The 25,731-nt window shown below is 73.7% G+C and carries 3 protein-coding genes (1 of these 3 only partly in view); all 3 read left to right on the top strand.

The features are described 5' to 3' along the window. On the top strand, positions 1-2,114 hold a 2,114-nt coding region (locus tag LPA41_RS13205), incomplete at its 5' end, for an SDR family NAD(P)-dependent oxidoreductase (protein WP_229070447.1). Positions 2,115-2,156: 42 nt separating this feature from the next. Continuing rightward, entirely contained in the window at positions 2,157-22,301 is a 20,145-nt protein-coding gene (locus LPA41_RS13200) for a type I polyketide synthase (protein ID WP_229070446.1), read from the top strand. Beyond that, on the top strand, positions 22,301-25,731 hold the beginning of the coding sequence (locus LPA41_RS13195; protein ID WP_229070445.1) for a type I polyketide synthase. 7,267 nt of this gene lie beyond the right edge of the window; 3,431 of the gene's 10,698 nt are visible here — the first part of the coding sequence; its start codon is at positions 22,301-22,303; its stop codon lies beyond the right edge, outside the window. Before LPA41_RS13200 ends, LPA41_RS13195 begins: the two co-directional genes overlap by 1 nt.

Below are 25,731 nucleotides of genomic sequence, written 5' to 3'. Positions count from 1 at the left end.
GTGGTGGGACGGATGCGTTCTGGGAGGTGCTGGAGCGTGGTGATCTGAGTGCGTTCGGGTTGGGTGGTGAGGAGCGGGTTGATCAGGCGTTGCCGGTGCTGGCGCAGTGGCGTCGCCGGCAACGGACCGAAGCTCTGATCGACTCCTGGCGCTACCGGATCGCCTGGAAACCGGTACCCGACAACCCGGCGCCCGCCCTCACCGGCACCTGGCTGCTCGTGGTCCCCGCCGGTCACCCGGACCGGGACATCTTCGCCGCAGCCACGCTGGTCCTCCAGCAGTACGGCGCCACCGTGCTGACCCTCGCGGTCGACTCCGGCCGCGAGGAGACGCTGGACATCGCCGATCGGATCCAGGACGGTCTCGCCGGCCTGCCTCCGGCGGCCGGGGTGCTCTCCTTCCTCTCCCTCGACGAACAGCCGCACCCGATGCACGTGCAGCTGCCCAACGGGCTGTTCGGCACGCTGAACCTCATCCAGGCGGCCGTCGAGACGGAACTCGTCGCGCCCATCTGGCACGTCACCCGGACCGCGATGGCTGTCCGTGACGGCGAGACACCGCAGCGGCCGCAGCAGGCGCAGACCTGGGGCATGGCGCGAGTCGCCTCCCTGGAACTGCCCGAGCAGTGGGGCGGCCTGATCGATCTGCCCGCCGATGTCGACGACACGGTGCTCCACCGGCTCGCCGGCGCACTCGCCCGCGACGACGACGAGGACCAGCTGGCCCTGCGTGACACCGGCGTGCTGGCCAGCCGGCTGCTGCCGGCACCGCGGGACACGACGGCACCCGACCGGTCCTGGCGGCCCGAGGGGACAGTCGTGGTCACCGGTGGCACCGGCGCTTTGGGCAGCCACGTCGCCCGCTGGCTCGCCGGCCTCGGTGCCGAGCACCTGGTTCTGGTCAGCCGCAGTGGTGACCAGGCGCCGGGCGCCGCCGAGCTGGTCGCCGAACTGAGTGGGATGGGCAGCCGGGTCACCGTCGCCGCCTGCGAGGTCGCCGACCGGACGGCCGTCGCCGCGCTGGTCCGGCAACTTGCCGAGGCCGGCGACCCGATCCGCGCCGTGATGCACACCGCGGGCATCGGCGGGCTCGCCCCGGTGGCCGGCACCAACGTCCCCGAGTTCGGTTACATCGCCACTGGCAAGGTCGCCGGCGCGCGCCACTTCCTCGATCTGATCGAGCCCGAGCAGCTCGACATCATGGTCTTCTTCTCCTCCATCGCGGGCGTCTGGGGAGTCGGCGACCACGGTTCCTACGCGGCCGCCAACGCCTACCTCGACGCACTCGCCCAGGCCGACCACAACCACCGGATCCTCTCCGTGGCCTGGGGGCCGTGGGCGGCCGGTGGCATGGTCAAGGAAGGCACCGAGGAGAAGCTGCGCCGGCAGGGCGTGCCGCTGCTGGAACCGGAGACGGCGCTCGCCGCCCTGCAACGCGCGCTCGACAACGGGGACACCTTCGTCGCTGTCGCGGACGTGGACTGGGAGCGCTTCGGCCCGGTCTTCACCTCCGCCCGCAACCGGCCGCTCATCGGCGACCTGCCGCAGACGGCGCGGGCCGCGGCACACGAGGACGAGCAGCCGGACGCGGAGCCGTCCACGCTGCGCGCCGAACTCGCCTTGCTCAGCGCCGCCGAACGCGACCAGGCCGTGCTGGACCTGGTGCTGGCCCACTCGGCGGCGGTGCTCGGACACCGGTCTGCGGACGGGGTGGAAGCCGGCCGCGCGTTCCGCGAGGTCGGGCTCGACTCGGTCACCGCGGTCGAGCTGCGTAACCGGCTGAACAAGGCGACCGGACTCAAACTCCCGGCCACCCTCGTCTTCGACCACCCCAGCCCGATCGAGCTGGCCGCTTTCCTCACCGGCGAGATCCTGCCCAGCGCGGCCGAGATCCCGCTGCCGGAGTTGAGCGAGCTGGAACAGATCGAAGCGGCGCTCAGCGCCCGGGCCCACGACGACATTGAGCGGGTCCGCACCGTCATGCGGCTGGAAGCGATCCTCTCCAAGCTCGGCCGCACCCACGAACAGGCCGGCAACGGCGCCTCCCTCGACATCGGGTCCGCGACCAACGAGGAACTGTTCGACCTGATCGACAAGGACCTCGGACTCTCATGACCCGGCACCTGAACCCGGCCCCCGGACTGGAGCGGCATCGCGATGGCGGATGAACAGAAACTTCGTGACTACCTGACCCGCGTCGTCGCTGAGCTGCAGCAGACCCGTCAGCGCCTGCGCAGCGCGGAGTCAGCGGCCGCCGAACCGATCGCGATTGTCGGGATGAGTTGCCGATTCCCCGGCGGCGTGCGGTCACCCGAGGACCTCTGGCGACTGGTTGCCGACGGTGTCGACGCCGTCGGCGCCTTCCCGGCGGACCGTGGCTGGCCGGTCGACGACATGTACGACCCGGAACCCGGCAGGCCCGGCAAGTCGTACGCCCGGGAGGGCGCATTCCTCTACGACGCGCCGGACTTCGACGCCGGTTTCTTCAGCGTCAGCCCCCGCGAGGCCGTTGCGATGGACCCGCAGCAGCGGTTGCTCCTCGAGACGGCCTGGGAGGTCTTCGAGCGCGCCGGCATACCGCAGGAGAAGGTTCGTGGCTCCGCCACCGGCGTCTTCGTGGGCTCGTCCTCGCAGGGCTACGGGATACCGGAGGGCGCCGAGGGATCCGACGGGTCGCAGGGGCACGTCCTCACCGGAGGGCTCACCTCGGTGCTGTCCGGCCGGATCTCGTACACCTTCGGCCTGGAAGGTCCCGCCGTCACGCTGGACACCGCGTGCTCGTCGTCGCTTGTCGCCCTGCACCTCGCCTGCCAAGCATTGCGTGGCCGGGAGTGCGACCTGGCGCTGGCCGCCGGCGTCACCGTGATGGCCGGGCCCGGCGGCGTCCTGGAGTTCTCGATGCAGCGGGCGCTCGCCGCGGACGGGCGCTGCAAGGCGTACGCGGACTCCGCCGACGGCATGGGGATGGGCGAGGGCATCGGCATGCTGCTCGTCGAACGGCTCTCCGACGCCCAGGCGAACGGCCATCAGATCCTTGCGGTGGTACGCGGCAGCGCGGTCAACCAGGACGGGGCCTCGAACGGCCTCACCGCGCCGAACGGACCCTCCCAGGAACGTGTCATCCGGCACGCGCTGGTCAACGCCGGGCTCTCCGCCGACGACGTCGAGGTGCTCGAGGGACACGGCACCGGAACATCCCTCGGTGACCCGATCGAGGTGCAGTCGCTGCTCGCCACCTACGGCCGGGGCCGCCCGGCCGAACGGCCGCTGCTGCTCGGCTCGGTGAAGTCGAACATCGGGCACACCCAGGCCGCGGCGGGCGCGGCCGGTGTGATCAAGATGGTGCAGGCCATGCGGCACGGCACGGTGCCCAAGACCCTGCACGTCGATCAGCCCACCACCCATGTCGACTGGTCGTCCGGCGCCCTGTCGCTGGTCACCGAGCCGGTCACGTGGCCCGGCTCGGACGGGCCGCGGCGGGCGGCCGTCTCCTCCTTCGGAATCAGCGGCACCAACGCGCACGTGATCTTGGAACAGGCGCCGCAGGTCGCTGAGGCGCCGCCGGCTGAACGGACGGTCCCGCCGGTGGTGCCGTGGATCCTGTCGGCCCGCTCGGCCGACGCGCTCGCGGGCCAGGTCGACATGCTGCGGGCCGTGTCCGGTGAGACGGACCCGGTGGATCTCGCGTACTCGCTGGCCACCACACGGTCCCGGTTGCCGTACCGGACCGTGGTCCTCGGGCCCGAGCAACTGGCTCCTGGCCGATACCCGGTGATCCACGCGGCCGGCGGCAAGCTCGGACTGCTGCTGCCCGGCCAGGGTGCGCAGTTCGCCGGTATGGGTCGCGGGCTGTACCGGACCTACCCGATCTATCGCGACGCGTACGACGAGATTCTCGCCGGCTTCGGATTCCCGGTCGACGACGACCGGCTCGACGAGACGCAGCACACCCAGGCGGCGCTGTTCGCCGTGGAGGTGGCCACGTACCGGCTGCTGGAGTCGTGGGGTGTCCGGCCCGACCTGCTGCTCGGCCACTCCATCGGCGAGCTGGCCGCCGCCCACCTCGCCGGCCTGTGGTCCCTCGCCGACGCCACCCGCATCGTGGCCGCTCGAGGCAGCCTCATGCAGGCGCTGTCGGCGGGCGGCGCAATGATCGCGATCCAGGCGGCCGAGGAGGAGGTGCTCGCGCAGCTCATTCCCGGCGTCGAGATCGCCGCCGTCAACGGGCCGCACGCGGTGGTCGTCTCGGGTGACGAGGACGCGGTCACCGCCCTGGCCGCCCGCTTCGCGAAGACCCGGCGGCTGCGGGTGAGTCACGCCTTCCACTCGGCGCGGATGGAGCCGATGCTCGCCGAGTTCGAGGCGGTCCTCGCTGAGGCCACCTTCCACACCCCACACCTCGCCTGGATCTCCAACGTCACCGGCCGGGTCGCCGGGGACGAGGCGCAGGAGCCCGCCTACTGGCTGCGGCAGGTCCGCCAGCCGGTGCGGTTCGCCGACGGGCTCGTCACGATGCGCAACGCCGGTGTCCGTACCCTCGTCGAGGTCGGCCCCTCGGGAACGCTGAGCGCACTCGCCGCCGATGCGGAGGCCACCGTCCTGCCGACGTTGCGCAAGGACCGCGACGAGCCCGAGTCGGTGGCGACGGTGCTGGCCGTCACCGGCGCCGACTGGGACACCTACTTTCCCGGCGCCCGCGCCGTCGACCTGCCCACGTACGCGTTCCAGCGGCAGCGGTACTGGCCGGTCGTCCTCGCACCCGCCACCCCGGAGCCGGGCGCCGCCGAACTGTCGCCCGACGACGCCCGGTTCTGGGGTGCGGTGGACAGCCTGGACCTGTCCGGCCTCGCCGAGGAACTGCGGCTCGAGGCGGATCAGCCACTCAGCGCCGCCCTGCCGCTGCTCTCGTCCTGGCGCCGCCGCAACCGGATCCGTTCCACCGTCGACCGCTGGCGTTACTCGGTCACCTGGCGGCCGGTGACGGAGAGCGCCGGCTCCCCGGACATGCCCGGCGCCTGGATTGTCGTGGCGACCGAAGACCGGCTCGAGCACCCGGTCCTGACCGCACTCACCGAGCGCGGCGCCGAGCTGATCCACCTGCCCGTCGGCCCGGCCGGGCTGAGCCGTACCGAGTTCGCCGCCGAGTTGCGGCGGCTGCACGCCGAGCACCCCCACGCCACCGGACTGCTCTCCCTGCTCGGCCTCGCCGAGGAACCCCTACCCGGGGTTCCCGCCGTCACCGGTGGACTCGCCGCCACCCTGGCGCTCACCCAGGCGATGCACGAGGCCGACCTGCCGCTGCGCCTGTGGTGCCTGACCCGTGGTGCGGTCTCGATCGGCCGCTCCGATCCATTGGACAGCCCGGTTCAGGCACAGATCTGGGGTATCGGCCGGGTGGTCGGCCTCGACGACCCCGCTCACTGGGGCGGCCTGCTCGACCTGCCGGAAACCGTGGACGAACGCGCCCTGGACCGGGTCATCGCCGTACTGGCCGGCACCGGCGGCGAGGACCAGGTGGCCGTGCGGGCGTCCGGCACCTACCTGCGTCGCGTTGTCGAGTCCCCACCCGGCGTCACCGGCCGCCGCCTGCAACTGCGCGGCACCGTCCTGATCACCGGCGGCACCGGCGCCCTCGGCGGACACGTCGCCCGGTGGGCCGCCGCGCACGGAGCGGAGACCGTGGTGCTCACCAGTCGCCGCGGCGCGGAGGCACCGGGGGCGGCGGAGCTCTGCGCCGAGATCGAGGCCGGTGGCACCACCTGCCGGGCGGTGCGCTGCGACGTCACCGACCGCGACGCCCTGCGACAGCTGATCGACGAGCTTGCCGCCGACGGGCAGCCGGTGCGCTCGGTCGTGCACACCGCCGGTGTCGGCCAGCTCACCCGGTTGCCCGAGATCGAGGATCGCGAGCTGGTCGGCGTCATGCACGCCAAGGTGCTCGGGGCGGCCAACCTGGACGCCCTGTTCCGTGAGCGGAATCTGGACGCCTTCATCCTCTTCTCCTCGATCTCCAGTATCTGGGGCAGCGGCGCCCAGGCGATCTACGGCGCGGCCAACGCCTACCTCGACGCCCTGGCCGAGCAGCGTCGCGCCGCGGGGCTGCCGGCTACCGCCGTGGCCTGGGGCCCGTGGGCCGACGGTGGCATGGCCGAGGGGGCCGCCGGCGAGCACCTGCTGCGTCACGGCCTGCCCGCCATGCCGGTCGACCTGGCGATCGCGGGCATGCACCAGGCGGTTCTCGACGAGGTCGCCGTGGTGGCCGTCGCCGATGTCGACTGGGAACGCTTCGCCCCCGGGTTCACCGCGGCACGCCGCCGGCCGCTGTTCGACGACCTGGCGCCCGCCCAGCGCGCGCTGCGCGCCGTGGCGGGCCAGGAGGACGCCGACGACCGGAACGTGGCAGTGCTGCGCGGGCAACTCGCCCCGCTCAGCGCGGAGGAACGCGAACAGCACCTGCTCGACCTGGTGCGCGCCGAGGCCTCGGCCGTCCTCGGTCATGCCGGCACCGACGCCGTCGAACCCGCCAAGGCCTTCCGCGAACTGGGATTCGACTCGCTCACCGCGGTCGAGCTGCGCGGCCGCCTCGGCAGCGCCACCGGGCTCGCCCTGCCGGCCACCCTGGTCTTCGACTATCCGACACCACTCGTCCTGGCCCGGCACCTGCGGTCGCTCATCTTCGGCGCCGACGACGCCCGGCCGATCGCACCGGTCGGCGCGGCCACCGACGAGCCAATCGCGATCGTCGGCATGAGCTGCCGTTACCCGGGCGGCGTTGCCGGGCCGGACGACCTGTGGCAACTGGTGCTCGACGGGCGCGACGCGGTCGGCGAGTTCCCCGCCGACCGCGGCTGGGACGTGGAACGGCTCTACCACGACGATCCGGATCAGCCGGGCACGTCGTACGCCCGGGAGGGGGGTTTCCTGGCCGGGGCCGCCGAGTTCGACGCCGGCTTCTTCGGCATCAGCCCGCGCGAGGCGCTGGCCATGGACCCGCAGCAGCGGCTCCTGCTGGAGAGCGCCTGGGAGCTCTTCGAACAGGCCGGCATCGACCCGGACACCCTGCACGGCAGCCCCACTGGCGTCTTCATCGGCACCAACGGTCAGGACTACCCGAACCTGCTCGCGATGGCGGCCGACGGCCTGGAGGGGTACCTGGGCACCGGCAACGCGGCGAGCGTCGTCTCCGGCCGGGTCTCGTACACCTTCGGGCTGGAAGGTCCCGCGGTCACGGTGGACACCGCGTGCTCCTCGTCACTCGTCGCGTTGCACCTGGCGGCGCGGGCCTTGCGTGCGGGGGAATGCGGCATGGCGCTGGTCGGCGGCGTCACCGTAATGGCCACGCCATCGACCTTCATCGACTTCAGCCGCCAGCGCGGGCTCGCCGCCGACGGCAGGTGCAAGTCGTTCGCCGCCGCTGCCGACGGCACCGGCTGGTCCGAAGGTGTCGGCATGCTGCTCGTCGAGCGGCTCTCCGACGCGCAGGCCAACGGCCACCGCGTCCTCGCCGTGGTCCGTGGCTCGGCGATCAACCAGGACGGCGCGTCCAACGGACTGACCGCGCCGAACGGGCCGTCGCAGCAGCGAGTCATCCGGCAGGCGCTGGCCGACGCCGGCATCCCGGCCGACGGCGTGGACGTGGTCGAGGCACACGGCACTGGCACCACCCTCGGCGACCCGATCGAGGCGCAGGCGGTTCTCGCCACCTACGGCCAGGACCGGCAGACGCCGCTGTACCTCGGTTCGCTCAAGTCCAACATCGGGCACGCGCAGGCCGCCTCCGGTGTAGGCGGCGTCATCAAGATGGTGCAGGCGATGCGGCACGGCATCCTGCCGCAGACCCTGCACGTGGACGAGCCCACCCCACACGTCGACTGGACCGCCGGCGCTGTCGAACTGCTCACCACCGCGCAGCCGTGGCCCGCCCGGGAACGGCCGCGCCGGGCCGCGGTGTCCTCGTTCGGGGTGAGCGGGACGAACGCGCACGTCATCCTCGAACAGCCGCCGGCCGGCGCCGACGAGCCCGCCGAGCGGCGTACCCCCGCCGTCGTGCCGTGGGTGTTCTCCGCCCGATCGCCGGAGGCGCTGCATGATCTGGCCGCCCGCGTCGCCGCTGTCGACGGCGACCCGCTGGACCTGGCCTTCTCCCTGGCCACCGGCCGGGCCATGCTGCCCTACCGGGCGGTCGTGACGGACCGCGCCGCGCTCACCGACGGCATCGCCGACATCGTGGCGCCCGGCGGCAAACTCGGCTTCCTACTGCCGGGGCAGGGCGCTCAGTTCGAGGGCATGGGCAGCGGGTTGTATGCGGCCTACCCCGCCTACGCGGACGCCTACGACGCGGTCTGCGCCGAACTGGACCGTCACCTGCCACGGCCGATGCGCGAGATCGCCGGCGCCGACCTGGATCAGACCCGGTACACGCAGGCGGCGCTCTTCGCCGTCGAGGTCGCGACGTACCGGTTGCTGGAGTCCTGGGGCGTGCGCCCCGCTCTTCTGCTCGGCCACTCGATCGGCGAACTGGCGGCGGCCCACCTGGCCGGTCTGTGGAGCCTGGCGGACGCCGCCCACGTCGTCGCGGCCCGCGGCGCCCTGATGCAGGAACTACCGCCCGGCGGTGCGATGGTGGCGATCCCGGCGTCCGAGTCGGAGGTCGCGCCGCTGCTGACCGACGGGGTGTCGATCGCGGCGGTCAACGGCCCGGAAGCGGTCGTGGTCAGCGGCGACGAGGACGCGGTGCTCGCCCTGGCCGGCCGTTTCGACCGGGCCAAGCGGCTGCCGGTCAGTCATGCCTTTCACTCGGCGCGGATGGAGCCGATGCTGGCCCGGTTCGCCGAGGCGCTGGCGAGCGTGCGGTTCGAGACGCCGCGTCTGAGCTGGATCTCCAACGTGACCGGCGAACCGGCCGGCGCCGAGGTGATGGAACCGGCGTACTGGGTCCGGCAGGTCCGTGGCACGGTGCGCTTCGCCGAGGGCCTGGCCGCCCTGCGCCGGGCAGGCGTGACCGACCTGCTCGAGGTCGGCCCGTCCGGCGGCCTCGCCGTGCATGCCGGCGACCGGTGCCGGCCCACCCTGCGCAAGGACCGCGACGAGGCCCGGACCGTGGTCGCTGCGCTCGTCGCGGCTCCCCGGGTGGACTGGGCGGCGCTTTTCGCCGGCACCGGAGCCCGCCGTGTCGACCTGCCGACCTACCCGTTCCGCCCGGAACGCTTCTGGCCGGCCGGCGCCGGTACGTGGACCGGTGACGCCTCCGCCTTCGGTCTGCGCCCCGCCGGACATCCGCTGCTCGGCGCCGCGATCACGGTAGCCGGGCAGGACTCGCTGATGCTCTCCGGGCGGCTCTCCGTGCCGAGCCGGCCGTGGCTCGCCGACCATGCCGTGATGGGCGGCGTGGTGCTGCCCGGAACCGCCTATGTGGATCTGCTGCTGCACGCCGGTGACCAGCTCGGCTGCGCCACCCTGGACGAGCTCACGCTCCAGTCGCCGCTCACCTTGCCGGCCACCGGCGGCGTTGCGGTCCAGATCAATGTCGGCCCGGCCGACGCCGACGGCCGGCGCCCGATCACGATGCACTCCGCTGCCGGTGACGGGGACGAGGACTGGCAGCCGCACGCCGTCGGCACCCTCGCGCCCGCGCCCACCACCCCGGTGGCGGGTCCGCTCGATGTCTGGCCGCCGGCCGGCGCCGAACGCCTGGACATCGACGGCTTCTACGAGAGCTCGGCCGCCGCCGGGTACGGCTACGGACCGGCCTTTCGGGGCCTGACCGCGGTCTGGCGGCGCGGCGCCGAGGTCTACGCCGAGGTCGCCCTCCCCGAGGACGTCGACGTCGACGGGTACGGGGTTCATCCCGCGTTGCTCGACGCCGCCCTGCACGCGATCGCCCCGGCCGGCGTGTCCGGCGTGGACGGCCCGGCACTACCGTTCGCCTGGTCCGGTGTGTCGATCACCGCCGTCGGCGCGCGGGCCGCCCGGGTCCGTATCGCCCCGTCCGGCGCGTCCGGCTCGGCGCTGTCGGTGCTTCTCGCCGACGCGACAGGCGCGCCGGTCGCCACGGTCGGTGCACTCACCCTGCGACCGCTGCGGGCCCCCGCGCCCGTACCGGCGGAGGACGACGCGATGTTCCACGTCGGGTGGCAACCCGCGCCCACTGCCGAGACCGGTGACGTTGCGCCGCCCACGCTTGCCGACATCGAGGCCGACCCCGGCGCCGCAGTGCCGTCCCGGGTGCTTCATCCGGTTCCCACCGGCGACGTCCACGAGATCACACGTGCCGTCCTCGGGACTGTGCAGAACTGGCTGGCCGCGGAACGGTACGCCGGGTCCGCCCTCGTGGTGACGACCCGGGGCGCCGTCGCGGCCGGGGACGCCGAGCGGGTCACCGACCTCTCCGGCGCCGCCGTGTGGGGCCTGGTGCGGTCCGCGCAGTCGGAGAACCCCGGACGCCTGATCCTGCTGGACACCGACGACGACCCGCGCTCGGCCGCCGCCGTGCCGTCCGCCCTGGCCTGCGGTGAGCCACAGCTCGCCCTGCGCGGCGGCGCCACCTCGGCTCCCCGGCTGGTGCGGGGCCGGACCGCCGCCGGGCTAGCGGTTCCCAGCGGCGAGACCGCCTGGCGGCTCGACGTCACGGTCCGGGGCACCCTGGAGAACCTCGCGCTGCTCCCGTGCCCGGAGGTCACCGCGCCGCTCGCCGAGGGTCAGGTGCGCGTCGGCGTGCGCGCGAGTGGCCTGAATTTCCGGGACGTGCTGATCGGGCTCGGCATGTACCCCGGCGATGCCGGCATGGGTGTCGAAGGCGCCGGCGTGGTCCTGGAGACCGGCCCGGGTGTCACCGGCCTGGCCGCCGGTGACCGGGTCGCGGGCCTGCTCACCGGGTCGTTCGGCCCGATCGCGCTGACCGACTACCGGATGCTCGCCCGGATACCCGGCGGCTGGACCTTCCCGGAGGCGGCCGCCGTCCCGGTGGCCTGGATGACCGCCTACTACGCCTTGGTCGACCTGGCCGGCGTGCGCCCCGGTCAGAAGGTTCTCGTGCACGCCGCCGCCGGCGGTGTCGGCCAGGCCGCGGTGCGCCTGGCCCGGCACCTCGGCGCCGAGGTGTACGGCACCGCCAGCCCGTGGAAGTGGCCGGCGGTCCAGGCACTGGGCGTGCCGGCCGACCACCTGGCTTCGTCGCGGACCCTGGAGTTCGCGGAGACGTTCGGCGGCGAATTCGACGTGGTGCTCAACTCCCTCACCGGCGACTTCGTCGACGCCACCGCCGGCCTGCTCAAGCCCGGCGGGCACTTCATCGAGCTCGGCAAGACCGACGTTCGTGACCCGGCCGGACTGCCCGGGATCGACTACCGGTCGATCGACCTGCTCGACGCGGGGCCGCAGCGTGTCGGCGAGCTGATGACCGAGGTCTTCGCGCTGCTCGACGGTGCCGACATGCGACCGGGTCGGCCGCGGGTCTGGGACGTGCGGCGGGCGGGCGAGGCGTTGCGCTTGCTCTCCCAGGCGCGCAACGTGGGCAAGATCGTGCTCACCGTCCCGGAGCCCGCGCCGCGACACGGCACCGTGCTGGTCACCGGAGCCACCGGCGCGCTCGGCGGTCTGGTCGCCCGCCACCTGGTCACCACCCACGGCGTACGCCGGCTGGTGCTGGCCAGCCGGCGCGGCCCCGCCGCACCCGGCGCCGCCGACCTGCGCGACGAGCTCACCGCGATCGGGGCCACCGTCGACGTCGTCGCCTGCGACATCGCGGACCGGGCCGCCGTGGCCGCGCTGATCGACGGCCTGCCCGGCCTGACCGGCGTCGTGCACGCGGCAGGCGTCCTGGACGACGGCGTCGTGTCGGCTCTCACCCCGGAGCGGCTCGCGGCCGTGCTGCGGCCGAAGGTGGACGCTGCCGGTCACCTGCACGAGCTGACCCGACACCTCGACCTGTCGATGTTCGTGCTCTTCTCCTCGGTAGCCGCCACGCTCGGCGCGCCCGGACAGGCCAACTACGCGGCCGCGAACGCCTACCTGGACGCTCTGGCCCAGCAGCGTGCCGCCGACGGGCTGGTCGCCACCGCACTGGGCTGGGGCCCGTGGGACGCGGCCGCCGGCGGCATGCTCGCCACCATGACCGGCGGTGACGCCGGCCGCGTCTCCCGTTCGGGAGTCCGTTCCCTCGATCCTCAACGTGGCCTCGCGCTGTTCGACGCGGCGATCGCGGGCAGCCGCGCCGCGGTCGTGCCGATCGGACTCGACCTGACCACCCTCCGCGGGATCGCCGCGGCTGGTGGGATCCAACCCGTGCTGCGCGGCCTGGTCCGCGGGCAGAGCCGCAGGCAGGCCGACGCGGGGACCGAGGGGTCGCTGGTGCGGCAGCTCGCCGGCCTGCCGGCCGAGGACCGTGCCCGTGTCGTCGTCGAAGTGGTCCGCAGCCAGGTCGCCGTCGTGCTCGGGCACGCCGCCGCCGAGGCGATCGACGTCACCCGTCCTTTCCAGGACCTCGGCTTCGACTCGCTGACCGCGGTCGAGCTGCGCAACCGGCTGGCCGCCGTCACCGCGCTGCGGCTGCCCGCCACCCTGATCTTCGATTACCCGACCCCGGACGAGCTGGCCACGTTCGTTCTCGGCGAGCTGCTCGGTGAGCAGGCCGAGGCCGGATCCGTGGCGCCGGCCGTCGCCGGCACCGACGAGCCGATCGCGATCATCGGGATGGCCTGCCGGTTCCCCGGCGGGGTGGGGTCACCGGACGAGCTCTGGGAGCTGGTCGCCGAGGGCCGGGACGCCATCGCCGCGTTCCCCACCGACCGTGGCTGGAATCTGCGGCTGCCCGACGACATCGACCCGGACACGGTGCCCGGCGGTGGCTTCGTGGGCGGTGCCGCCGACTTCGACGCCAGCTTCTTCGGCATCTCGCCGCGCGAGGCGCTGGCGATGGATCCCCAGCAGCGTCTGATCCTGGAGACGGCCTGGGAGGCGTTCGAACACGCCCGGGTCGACCCGCACAGCGCCCGTGGGAGCCGCACCGGCGTCTTCATCGGCGCCGCGTTCTCGTCCTACGGCACCGGCCCCGGCACCGCCGAGGAGTTCCAGGGCCACCTGCTCACAGGCACCGCCACCAGCGTCGCCTCCGGCCGAGTCTCGTACACGTTCGGATTCGACGGCCCGGCCGTCTCGGTCGACACCGCCTGCTCGTCGTCGCTCGTCGCACTGCACCTCGCCGGGCAGGCGCTGCGCTCCGGCGAGTGCACCATGGCCCTGGCCGGCGGCGTCACCGTCATGGTGAGCCCGGCGATCTTCGGGGAGTTCAGCAAGCAGCAGGGGCTGGCCTTCGACGGGCGGTGCAAGTCGTTCGACTCATCCGCGGACGGTACCGGCTGGTCCGAGGGCGTCGGGATGCTGCTTGTGGAGCGTCTCTCCGACGCCCGGGCCAACAACCACCGTGTCCTCGCGGTGGTCCGGGGCAGCGCGGTCAACTCGGACGGCGCGTCCAACGGCCTCACCGCACCCAACGGACCCTCGCAACAGCGGGTGATCCGGCAGGCACTGGCCAACGCGGGTGTGCCGGCGGCCGGGGTGGACGTCGTGGAGGCGCACGGCACCGGCACGGCGCTGGGCGACCCGATCGAGGCGCAGGCGCTGCTCGCCGCGTACGGGCAGGACCGGGAGACGCCGCTGTACCTGGGCTCGATCAAGTCGAACATCGGGCACGCCCAGGCGGCCGCGGGGGTCGCCGGGATCATCAAGATGGTGCAGGCGCTGCGGCACGACACCCTGCCGCAGACCCTGCACGTGACCGAGCCGACGACCGAGGTGGACTGGAGCAGCGGGGCGGTTCAGCTGCTCACGGCGCCGGTCGAGTGGCCGCGCGTGAACCGGCCGCGGCGGGCGGCGGTCTCGTCCTTCGGTATCAGCGGCACCAATGCGCACGTGATCCTGGAACAGGCAGCCGACGACACGCCGGCGCTTACCCCAGCCACAACCCCTGCTTCCGGCCCATACCCGTGGCTGATTTCCGGCCGCTCGCCGGAGGCGGTCGTCGCCCAGGCGGCCCGGCTGACGGCTCTGGACGCCGGCCCGGCGGACATCGGTCTCTCGCTCGGGACCACGCGGGCGTTGCTGCCGTACCGCGCCGTGCTCACCGATCCGGCGCGCCCGCTGGAGGTGCTGCATGTGCCCGGCGGCAAGCTGGGCCTGCTCTTTCCCGGACAGGGCGCGCAGTTCGCCGGCATGGGTGACGGGCTGTACGAGACCTATCCTGTGTTCCGGGACGCCTACGACGCCGTGGTCGCCGAACTTGGCCACCCGCTCGATGACGACCGGCTCGACGAGACCCAGTACACCCAGGCGGCGCTCTTCGCGGTGGAGGTCGCCACCTACCGGCTGCTGGAGAACTGGGGTGTACGACCGGATCTCCTCTTGGGACATTCGGTCGGTGAGCTGGCCGCCGCGCACGTCGCCGGACTGTGGTCCCTACCGGACGCAGCCCGGGTGGTCGCCGCGCGGGGACGGCTCATGCAGCAGCTCCCGTCCGGTGGCGCGATGGTGGCGATCCAGGCCGGTGAGGACGAGGTGAGCCCCCTACTCACGGCAGGGGTCTCGCTCGCCGCCGTCAACGGGCCGCAAGCCGTGGTGATCTCCGGCGACGAGGAGGCCGTGCTGGCCGTCGCGGCCCGCTTCGAGCGGAGCCGGCGGCTGCGGGTCAGTCACGCCTTCCACTCGGCCCGGATGGACCCGATGCTGCCGGCCTTCGCCGAGGTGCTGGCGGACGTCCAGTTCCGCACTCCCGAGCTGGGCTGGATCTCGAACCTCACCGGGGAGCCGGCCGACGTCGAGGTGATGGAGGCCGGCTACTGGGTGCGGCAGGTCCGCGGCACGGTGCGCTTCGCCGACGGGATTGCCGCGATGCGCCGCGCCGGCGTCGGCCGCTTCGCCGAGGTCGGGCCGTCGGGGTCACTGGCCACGCACGTGGGCGACGAGTGCCGGCCCACGCTCCGCCGCGGCCACGACGAGCCGGCCACGGTGACCGGTGCCCTCGCCGTCACCGGCGCCGACTGGACCCGCGTGCACCCCGGCGCACACGTCGTTGACCTGCCCACCTACGCCTTCCAGCACGAGAGGTACTGGCCCACCGGCACCACCGCCGGCCCCGTCGACGTCACCGCGGCCGGGCTCGGCACCGGCGGGCACCCGCTGCTCGGTGCGGCAGTGCCCCTCGCCGGCGGCGACGGCTTCCTCTGGACCGGTCGGCTCTCCGCGGACACCCATTCCTGGCTCGCCGACCACCTGGTCCTCGGCACCGTGACCGTGCCCGCCACCCTCCTCGCCGACCTGGTGCTGCACGTCGCCGACCAGCTCGGGCACCCGACGGTCCGCGAACTCACCGTCACCGCACCGATGGTGCTGCCGGATCGTGGCGCGCTCACCCTGCAGGTCGCGGTCGACGGCGACCGGACGGTCACGGTCTATTCCCGGCCGGCCGGGACCGACCTCCCCTGGCGCACCCATGCCCGGGCCAGGCTCGCCCCGGGGGGACCGGTTGCCGGGGACGCCGCCGAGGCCTGGCCCCCGGCCGGCGCCGAACCGGTCGACCTGCGTGACGCCTACCCGGAGTTCGAGGAGGCGGGCCTGACCTACGGGCCGGCGTTCCGCGGCCTGACCGCGGCTTGGCGGCGGGACGGCACAATCTTCGCGGCGGTCACCCTGCCGGAGGACCTGCGGACCGACGGGTACGGGCTGCATCCGGCCCTGTTCGACGCCGCCCTGCAGGCCGCGCGGCTCGGCGGCGCCGGCATGCCGCACACCTGGACGGATCTGTCGCTGGCCGCGACCGGAGCGCGGAGTCTGCGTGCCTGCCTGTCCCCCGCAGACGGCGGCCTCGAGGTCCGGCTCTCCGACGCGGACGGCGCACCGGTCGCGACCGTCGGCCGGCTCACCGTGCGCGAGATCGCCGCCGAGGAGCTGCGCGACGCCGAGGACGTCGACGCCGCGCTGTTCGGCGTGGCCTGGACCCATCGTGAGGCCTCGGGGCCCGCGACCGCCGGCAACTGCGTCGTCCTCGGTGACGACGCGCCGCGGATCCCCGGAGTCCGGCACGCCGACGACCTGGTCGCGCTGATGACAACCGTCACCGACGAGGACGTTCCCGACCTCGTGGTCGCCGCCGTCGCGACGGTCCACGACGCGCTGGGCCTGTTGCAGGGCTGGGTCCTGGACGAGCGGTTCATCGGGAGCCGCCTGGTGGTGGCCACCCGCGGCGCCGTACCCGCGACTCCGGGCCAGGACGTCGACCCGGCCGCCGCTGCTGTCTGGGGGCTGGTTCGCTCGGCCCAGTCCGAGCATCCCGGCCGGTTCGTCCTCGCCGATTTGGACGGCGACGACTTGCCGCCGGCCGCGATGGGTAGCGGCGAACCGCAGTTCGCGATCCGTGCCAGCGAGATGCTGGTGCCGCGTCTGCGGCGGACGGACGAGGCGCCCGAGGCCGCGGCCTGGGACCCGGACGGCACGATCCTGATCACCGGTGCCACCGGCGCCATCGGCTCGGCCGTGGCCCGGCACCTGGCCCGGCGTGGGGCCCGGCACCTGCTGCTGGTCAGCCGCCGTGGCGAGGCCGCACCGGGCGCCGCCGACCTGGTCGCTGACCTGGCCGAGCACGGCACGACGGCCACCGTGGCAGCGTGCGACGTGGCCGACCGTGCCGCTCTCGCCGCGCTGCTGGACGGTGTGCCGGAGACCGCGCCACTGACCGGCGTGGTGCACGCCGCCGGTGTGGTCGACGACGGTGTGCTGGCCTCGCTCACGACGGAACGGCTGGACACGGTGCTGCGGCCCAAGGCGGAGGCAGCTACCCACCTGCACGAGCTCACCGCCCACCTCGACCTGCCGATGTTCGTGCTGTTCTCTTCGGCGTCCGGTCTGCTCGGCGCGCTCGGCCAGGGGAACTACGCGGCCGCCAACGCCTACCTGGACGCGCTGGCCCAGCATCGGCGGGCCGGCGGTCTGGCCGCTCAGTCACTGGCGTGGGGCCCGTGGGCACCGACCGGCAGCGCGCAGGGCGGCATGGCCGCGGCACTGGGCGAGGCGGACGGCCGCCGGATGGCCCGGGCCGGTCTTCCCCCGCTCGCGGTCGAGCCCGCCCTGGCGCTGTTCGACGCGGCCGGCACCCGCGACGTGGCGTTGCTGGCCCCGATGCGGCTCGACCTTCCGGTACTGCGGCAGCGCGCCCGTACCGAAACCCTGTCGCCGCTCCTCGGCGACCTGGTGCGGGTCTCCGCGCGCCGGATCGCCGGCGCCGGCGACACCTCCTCCTTCGCCCGCCGGATCGCCGCGTTGTCACCGCAGGACCGGACCCGCACGCTCGTCGAGCTGATCCGCGGCCAGGTCGCCGCGGTGCTCGGCCACGAGACACCGGAAGGCGTGCCGGTCGGTGCGCCCTTCACCGACCTGGGGCTGGACTCGCTGGCGGCGATCGAGCTGCGCAACCGGCTCAGTGCCGTCACCGGGTTGCGGATCCCGGCCACGCTGGTGTTCGACCACCCCACCACGACCGCGGTCGCCGATCACGTCCTCGGCGGGTTGCTCGGCTCGCAACCGGTGCTCGCCGACGTGACGCCCGAGGTGACCGGGCTGCACGAGCCGATCGCCGTCGTCGCGATGAGCTGCCGCTTCCCCGGCGGGGTGCAGACCCCCGAGCAGCTCTGGGACCTCGTCGCCGACGGCGTCGACGCGATCGGCGACTTCCCGGCCGATCGGGGCTGGGACCCCGACGGGACGCCGATCCGGGGCGGCGGCTTCCTCTACGACGCCGGTGACTTCGACGCCGGGTTCTTCGGCATCTCCCCGCGCGAGGCGCTGTCCATGGACCCGCAGCAACGCCTGCTGCTGGAGACCAGCTGGGAGGCGGTGGAACGGGCCGGCATCGACCCGCGGACGTTGCGCGGCTCGCGCACCGGCGTGTTCGTCGGCACCAACGGCCAGGACTATGTCGGGCTGCTGATGGGCTCCGAGGAGAACGCCGAGGGCCGGCTCGCCACCGGCAACAACGCCTCGGTCGTCTCCGGCCGCGTCGCCTATGCCCTCGGGCTCGAGGGGCCGGCGGTGTCCGTGGACACCGCCTGCTCGTCGTCCTTGGTGACGCTGCACCTCGCCGCGCAGGCCCTGCGATCCGGTGAGTGTTCGCTCGCGCTCGCCGCCGGGGTCACCGTGATGTCCACGCCGGGCGCCTTCCTCGAACTCGGCGCACAGGGCGCGCTCGCGCCGGACGGCCGGTCGAAGGCGTTCGGCGAGGGCGCCGACGGAGCCGGCTGGGCCGAGGGCGTCGGTGTCCTGCTGGTCGAGAAACTGTCCGACGCCCGTCGGCACGGCCACCCGGTGCTCGCGCTTCTCCGCGGCTCGGCGGTCAACCAGGACGGCGCCTCCAATGGTCTCACCGCCCCGAACGGGCCGGCCCAGCAGCGGGTCATCCGGCAGGCTCTGTCCAACGCCGGCGTGGCCGCCACCGAGGTTCAGGCCGTGGAGGCGCACGGCACCGGGACCGCCCTGGGCGATCCGATCGAGGCGCAGGCGCTGCTCGCCACGTACGGGCAGGGCCGCACCGGTGAACCGGTCTGGCTCGGTTCCGTCAAGTCCAACATCGGGCACACGCAGGCCGCGGCCGGCGCGGCCGGAGTGATCAAGATGGTGCTCGCCCTGCGCCACGGCCACCTGCCCCGAACCCTGCACGCCGACCGGCCCACATCCCACGTGGACTGGGAGTCCGGCGCGGTGGCCCCGCTCACCGAGGCGCGACCGTGGCCGCAGGTCAGCGGCCCGCGCCGGGCGGCGGTATCGGCCTTCGGCATCAGCGGCACCAACGCGCACGCCATCCTCGAGCAGGCGCCCGCGGAGGAGCCGGCGGCCGTGTCGCGGGCCACGCCGGTCATCGACGGGGACACGGCGCCGCTGCTGCTCTCCGGCCGCAGCCCGGAGGCCGTCGGGGCGCAGGCCGCCCGCCTCGGCGAGCACCTGGCCGATCACCCGGACCTGCCGAGAACCGGTGTCGCCTGGTCGCTCGCGACCGCGCGGACCGCCTTCGAACACCGCGCCGTGGTGCTCGGTGACGGACTCGCCGCCCTGGCCGCCGGGCGCGCCGCCGGCGATGTCGTGACGGGCGTCGCCGAGTCCGTCCAGCGACCCGTCTTCGTCTTCCCCGGCCAGGGCGGTCAGTGGGCGGACATGGGCGCCACCCTGCTGGAGACCTCACTGGTGTTCCGCGACGAGGTGCGGGCCTGCTCCGAGGCGCTCGCCGCCCACCTCGACTTCTCCGTGCTCGACGTGCTGGCCGGCGGTGACATGGACACCGGGCGGGTCGACGTGGTGCAGCCGGTCCTGTTCGCTGTGATGGCCGGCCTGACCCGGCTGTGGCAGGCGCACGGGGTGACCCCGGCTGCCGTCATCGGCCACTCACAGGGCGAGATCGCTGCGGCGTACGTCTCCGGTGCGCTCACGCTGCCCGATGCGGCCCGGGTCGTCGCGTTGCGCAGCCGGGCGCTGCGGGTCCTCTCCGGACGCGGCGGGATGGTCTCGGTCGGCGCCAGCGCCGAGCTGGTCCGGAAGCGGATCGACGCGTACGGCGACCGGGTGGCGCTGGCCGCCGTCAACGGGCCGCACTCGGTGGTCGTCTCCGGTGACCCGGACGCGTTGGACGAGATCTTCGCGGGTTGCGTGGCGGACGGCGTACGGGCCAAGCGGGTCGCCGTCGACTACGCCTCGCACTCCGCGCACGTCGACCTGATCGAGGACGAGCTCGGCGAGTTGCTGGCCGCTGTCGACCCGCGGCCGGGAACGGTGCCGCTCTACTCGACGCTGAGCGGCGGCCGCGTCGACCAGACCGGCCTTGACGCCGGCTACTGGTTCCGTAACCTGCGTTCCACCGTGCTTCTCACCGACGCCGTGCGAGCCGCCCTGGCCGACGGGCACCGGGTGTTCATCGAGGTGAGCCCGCACCCCATGCTCACCCTCGGTCTCCAGGAGACTTTCCAGGCCGGACAGCCGGAGGCGGTTGCTCTCGGGACGCTGCACCGCGACCAGGGTGACCGCCGGCGGTTCCTCGCCGCGCTCGCCGCGGCCTGGGTCAACGGGGTCGACGTCGACTGGACCGCTGCGTTCGCCGGCGCCGACCGGCGCCGGACCGACCTGCCGACGTACGCCTTCCAGCGCCGCCGTTACTGGCCGACCCGGGCGGCGGGCGCCTCGATCGCCGGCGCCGACCCCGCCGACCGTGCCTTCTGGGACGCTGTCGAGCGGGCTGACCTGGACAGCGTCGCCGGGGTCCTGCGCCCGCACGACGCGGACGCCCGGGCATCCCTGGACGCGGTCCTGCCACTCTTCTCCGACTGGCACCGGCGCCGCCGGGAACGGTCCGCCGCCGACGGCTGGCGCTACACCACCGGGTGGGTGCCGGTCACCGTGCCCGGCGGCGCCGGTCCGGGCGGACGCTGGCTCGTGGTGCTCCCCGCCACCCGGACCGACGACGAACCGGCCCGAGCCGCCACCGACGGGTTGCGGGCCCGTGGCGCCGACGTCCTCGAGATCGTCCTCAACGGCGACGGCCTGGAGCGGGCCCAGCTGGCCGAGCGGCTGCGGGCGGCCGGTGCGGACACTGCCGCCGGTGTCGTCTCGCTGCTGGCACTGGACACCGACCCGGCTCCGTGTGACCCGGGCACCACGGTCGGCCTGGCCGCCACCATGACCCTGATCCAGGCCCTCGGCGACGCCGGCGCGACCGGGCGTCTGTGGGCGCTGACCCGCGGCGCTGTCGCCGACGTGCCGGACCCGGCCCAGGCGATGGTGTGGGGGCTCGGCCGGACCGCCGCGCTGGAACATCCGGAACGCTGGGGCGGGCTGATCGACCTGCCGGCCGGGATCGACCCGGTCGCCGTGGACCGGCTCTGCGCGGTGCTGACCGGCCGGCACGGTGAGGACCAACTGGCCGTACGCCCGTCCGGTGTCCTCGCCCGGCGCCTGCGCCGAGTGCCGGCGGGCGCCGACGACGGCCGCCGCTGGATCCCGTCCGGGACTGTCCTGGTGACCGGTGGCACCGGCCGGCTCGGTGCGCACCTGGCACGGTGGCTGGTCTCGGCCGGCGCCCAGCGGGTCGTTCTGACCAGCCGGTCCGGTGATGCGCGGCCGGAATTGCCCGAGGTCGTCGTCGAGGCGTGCGATGTCACCGACCGGGAGGCCACCGGAGCGCTCGTCGCGCGGCTCGCCGCCGGCGAAATCCCGCTGCGAGCCGTGGTGCATGCGGCCGGCGCACCGGCGAACGGCGTCCTCGACACACTCGACCCGGACGGACTTGCCGACGCGCTGCGGGCCAAGGTGATCGGCGCCCGCAACCTGGAGATCGCCACGGACGGGATCGACCTCGACGCTTTCGTGCTCTTCTCGGCGTCCGCCGGGACGATCGGCGGCACCGGGCAGGGCGCCAACGCCGCGGCTGCCGCCTACCTGGACGGCCTTGCCGTCCGCCGCCGGGCCACGGGTCGTCCAGCCACCGCAGTCGCCTGGGGCCCCTGGGCCGACGGGGTCACCGACCCCGAGTTCCTCGTGCGGCGCGGCCTCACTCCGTTGCCGTCCGCGGCGGCGTTCGACGCGCTGGCCCGGATCGTGGCTCAGGACGGCCCGGCGCTGATGGTGGCCGACATCGATTGGTCGGCGTTCGCTCCCGCGTTCACGGCGGCCCGGCCCAGCCCGCTGGTGGCCGAGGTGCCGGAGGCACGGACGGCGATCGAGGCGGCCGGCGGCAGCGGCGGCGGTGACGCCGACATCACGGCGGCGTTCCGCGGCTCCCTCGCTGACCTGTCCTCGGTCGACAGGGATCGCGCCCTTCTGGACCTGGTCCGCTCGGAGGCGGCCGCAGTGCTCGGGCACGAGACCCCCGACGAGGTGGGGAGCGGCCGGCCGTTCCGCGACCTCGGGTTCGAGTCGCTGTCGGCGGTGGAGCTGCGCAACCGGCTCAGCGCCCGCACCGGGCTCCCGCTCTCCGTGACCGTGGTCTTCGATCAGCCCACTCCGGTGGCGCTCGCCGCCCACCTGCACGAGCAGGTGTTCGCCGCGGATACGGCCGCACCGGTCTCGGTGCTCGACGAACTGGATCGCCTCGAGGCCGGGCTCGCCGTGTTCGCCGAGGACAAGACGGCCCGGCAGCACATCACCGCCCGGCTACGCGGGATCTTGACGGCGTGGGACGGCGAACGAGCCGAGGACGGCGAGCTCGCCGGCCGGCTCGAGACAGCGACGGCCGACGAAGTGCTGGCCTTCATCGACAACGAGCTCGGAGGGTCCTGATGGCGGACGAGCAGAAGTTGCTGGACTATCTCAAGCGCGTCACCGCCGACCTCCATCAGACCCGCCAGCGACTGCGCGACGCCGAGTCGGGCGAGCACGAGCCGATCGCGATCGTATCGATGAGCTGCCGGTTCCCTGGCGGAGTCGAGTCGCCGGAGGCGCTGTGGGAGCTGCTCGCCGACGGTGGTGACGCAATCGCCCCGATCCCGGACGACCGGGGCTGGGACATGGAACGGTTCTTCGGCGCGGACACCGGGCAGTCCGGCACCTCGTACGCCCGGCTTGGCGGCTTCGTCGACGCCGCAGGTGATTTCGACGCGGCGCTGTTCGGCATCAGTCCTCGCGAGGCGGTGTCGATGGACCCGCAGCAGCGGCTGCTGCTGCAGACCTCGTGGGAGGCGTTCGAACGAGCCGGCGTCGACCCGACGTCGCTGCGTGGCCAGCGGGTCGGCGTCTTCGCCGGGTGCAGCGGCCAGGACTACTCGATGCTGCTCCAGCAGGCACAGGAGGACATCGAGGGGTACACCGTCACCGGTACCTCGGCCAGTGTGATCTCCGGGCGGGTGGCGTATGCCTTCGGCCTGGAGGGCCCAGCGGTGACCATCGACACCGCCTGTTCCTCGGCGCTCGTCGCGGTACACCTCGCCGCGCACGCCCTCCGTCAGCGCGAGTGCACTCTGGCGCTGGCCGGCGGGGTCACCGTGATGGCGACACCCACCATCTTCATCGATTTCAGCAAGCAGAAGGGCCTCTCCTTCGACGGGCGCTGCAAGTCGTTCGCCGCGGCCGCGGACGGCACCGGATGGTCCGAGGGCGTCGGTGTGCTGCTGCTCGAACGGCTCTCCGACGCGGTACGCAACGGACACGAGGTGCTTGCCGTGCTGCGCGGCTCGGCGGTCAACTCCGACGGCGCCTCCAACGGACTGACCGCTCCGAACGGCGGCTCCCAGCAGCAGGTCATCCGTCAGGCCCTCGCCAACGGCGGTCTGACCGGGGCGCAGGTGGACGCCGTCGAGGCACACGGCACCGGAACCACGCTGGGTGATCCGATCGAGGCTCAGGCGCTGCTCGCCACGTACGGCCAGGACCGCGAGCGTCCCCTCTACCTCGGCTCGGTGAAGTCGAACGTCGGACACACCCAGGCCGCGGCCGGAGTTGCCGGGATCATCAAGATGGTCCAGGCCATGCGGCACGGGGTGCTCCCGCGGACCTTGCACGTCGACCGGCCGACGCCGCACGTGGACTGGTCGGCGGGCGCGGTGTCGCTGCTGACCGAGCCCGTGGCGTGGCCGGAGACCGGGCAGCCGCGCCGGGCGGGCATCTCGTCCTTCGGTGTCAGCGGCACCAACGCCCACCTCGTGATCGAGCAAGCGCCGGCACCGGCCGACGAGGTCGTGCCAGTCGTGCCGGCGAGCCTCCCGGTGGTGCCGTGGGCGCTGTCCGGCAGGAGCACCGATGCGCTCGCCGCGCAGGCCCGCCGTCTCCTGGAGCACCTCGATGATGACGCCGACCCGGTCGACGTGGGTTCGTCGCTGGTACGCACCAGGGCCGCGCTGGACCGGCGCGCGGTGGTCGTCGGCCGGGACGTCGCCGAGTTGCGCGCGGGTCTGAGCGCCGTGGCTGCCGGCGCCGACGCCCCAGGCGTGTTGCGGGGTGTCGCTCGCGACGGCGGCCGGCTCGCCGTTCTGCTGCCCGGCCAGGGCGCACAGTTCGCCGGTATGGGACGCGGCCTGCACGCCGCCTTCCCGGTGTTCGCGGAGGCCTTCGACGCGGTCTGTGCCGCGCTCGACGAACACCTGCCCCGGCCGCTCGGTGAGGTGGTGTTCGGGGGCGAGGCGCTGGACGAGACGCTCTGGACGCAGACCGGCCTGTTCGCCGTCGAGGTCGCCACCTACCGGCTGCTGGAGAGCTGGGGGGTACGCCCGGACCTTCTTCTCGGGCACTCCATCGGTGAATTGGCCGCCGCGCACCTGGCTGGCCTGTGGTCGCTGCCCGACGCGGCAGCCGTGGTGGCCGCCCGCGCCGATCTCATGCAGGCGCTGCCCGCCGGCGGCGCGATGGTGGCCGTGCAGGCCACCGAGGCGGAGGTGGCCCCGCTGCTCACCGCAGGGGTCGCCATCGCGGCGGTCAACGGGCCGGACGCGGTCGTGGTCTCCGGCGACGAGGAGGCGGTGGCCGCACTGGTGGACCACTTCGACGGCCGCAAGACCCGGCGGCTGCGGGTCAGCCACGCCTTCCACTCGGCGCGGATGGAACCGATGCTTGCCGCGTACGCGGAGGTCCTGGCCTCTGTCCGGTACGAGACGCCGGTGCTGGGATGGATCTCCAACGTCACCGGCCGCCCGGTCGGGGTCGAGGTGATGGAGCCGGCCTACTGGGCCAGTCAGGTGCGCGAGCCGGTCCGTTTCGCGGACGCGGTGTCCGCGCTGCGCGACGCCGGTGCCACCACGTTCATCGAGGCCGGGCCGTCCGGAACCTTGACCGCCCTCGCACAACAGAGCGCACCCGATGCCACCTTCCTGCCCACCCTCCGCAAAGACCGGGACGAGGCAGCCGCGCTGATCACCACACTGGCCGGCGCACACGTCACCGGGGTGACGGTGAACTGGGCGGCGGTGTTCGGCCCGGCCCGGCGGATCGCGCTGCCCACCTACGCCTTCCAGACCGAGCGTTACTGGCCGACCGGCGCGGCTGACTGGACCGGCGACGTCACCGCGGCCGGGCTGCGCCCCGCCGAGCACCCCCTGCTCGGCGCCGCGGTCACGCTGGCCGACACCGACGGGCTGCTGCTCACCGGGCGGCTGTCCCGGCAGACCCACCCCTGGCTGGTCGATCACGCCGTCATGGGCCAGGTGCTGGTGCCCGGTACCGCCTTCGTGGAGCTGGCGGTCTCGGCGGGCGACCGGATCGGCTGCCCGGCCCTCACCGAGCTGGTCCTGGAGACCCCGCTGATCCTGCCCGAGCGGGGTGGCGTGGACCTGCAACTCACCGTCGGCGCCGCCGACGAGGCCGGCAACCGGACGCTGAATCTGCACTCGCGCACCGACGGGCCGGACGAGGCCTGGACCCGCAACGCCAGCGGCACCCTGACCCCGGTCGCGCCCGCCGCACCCGACTTCACCGACTTCACCGCCTGGCCGCCCCCGGGCGCGACACCGGTGCCCACCGACGGGCTCTACGCCGACCTGGCCCGATTCCAGTACGGCTACGGCCCTGCCTTCCAGGGTCTGCGTGCCGCGTGGCGCCGCGGTGACGAGGTGTTCGCCGAGGTGACCCTGCCCGAGGCGATGCACGCGGACGCAGCCGCCTTCGGCCTGCACCCGGCACTGTTCGACGCCGCCATGCACGCCAACGCGGTGCGCGACTTCGACACCGAACGAGACTTCGCCGGCGCGCCGCTGCCGTTCAGCTGGAACGACGTCACGCTCTA

The sequence above is a fragment of the Actinoplanes sp. DH11 genome, from assembly GCF_020873875.1.
In the GTDB taxonomy this organism is placed as follows: Bacteria; Actinomycetota; Actinomycetes; order Mycobacteriales; family Micromonosporaceae; genus Actinoplanes.
Note: the sequence above shows the minus strand (reverse complement) of the source record. Positions and strands in the feature narration are given on the sequence as shown.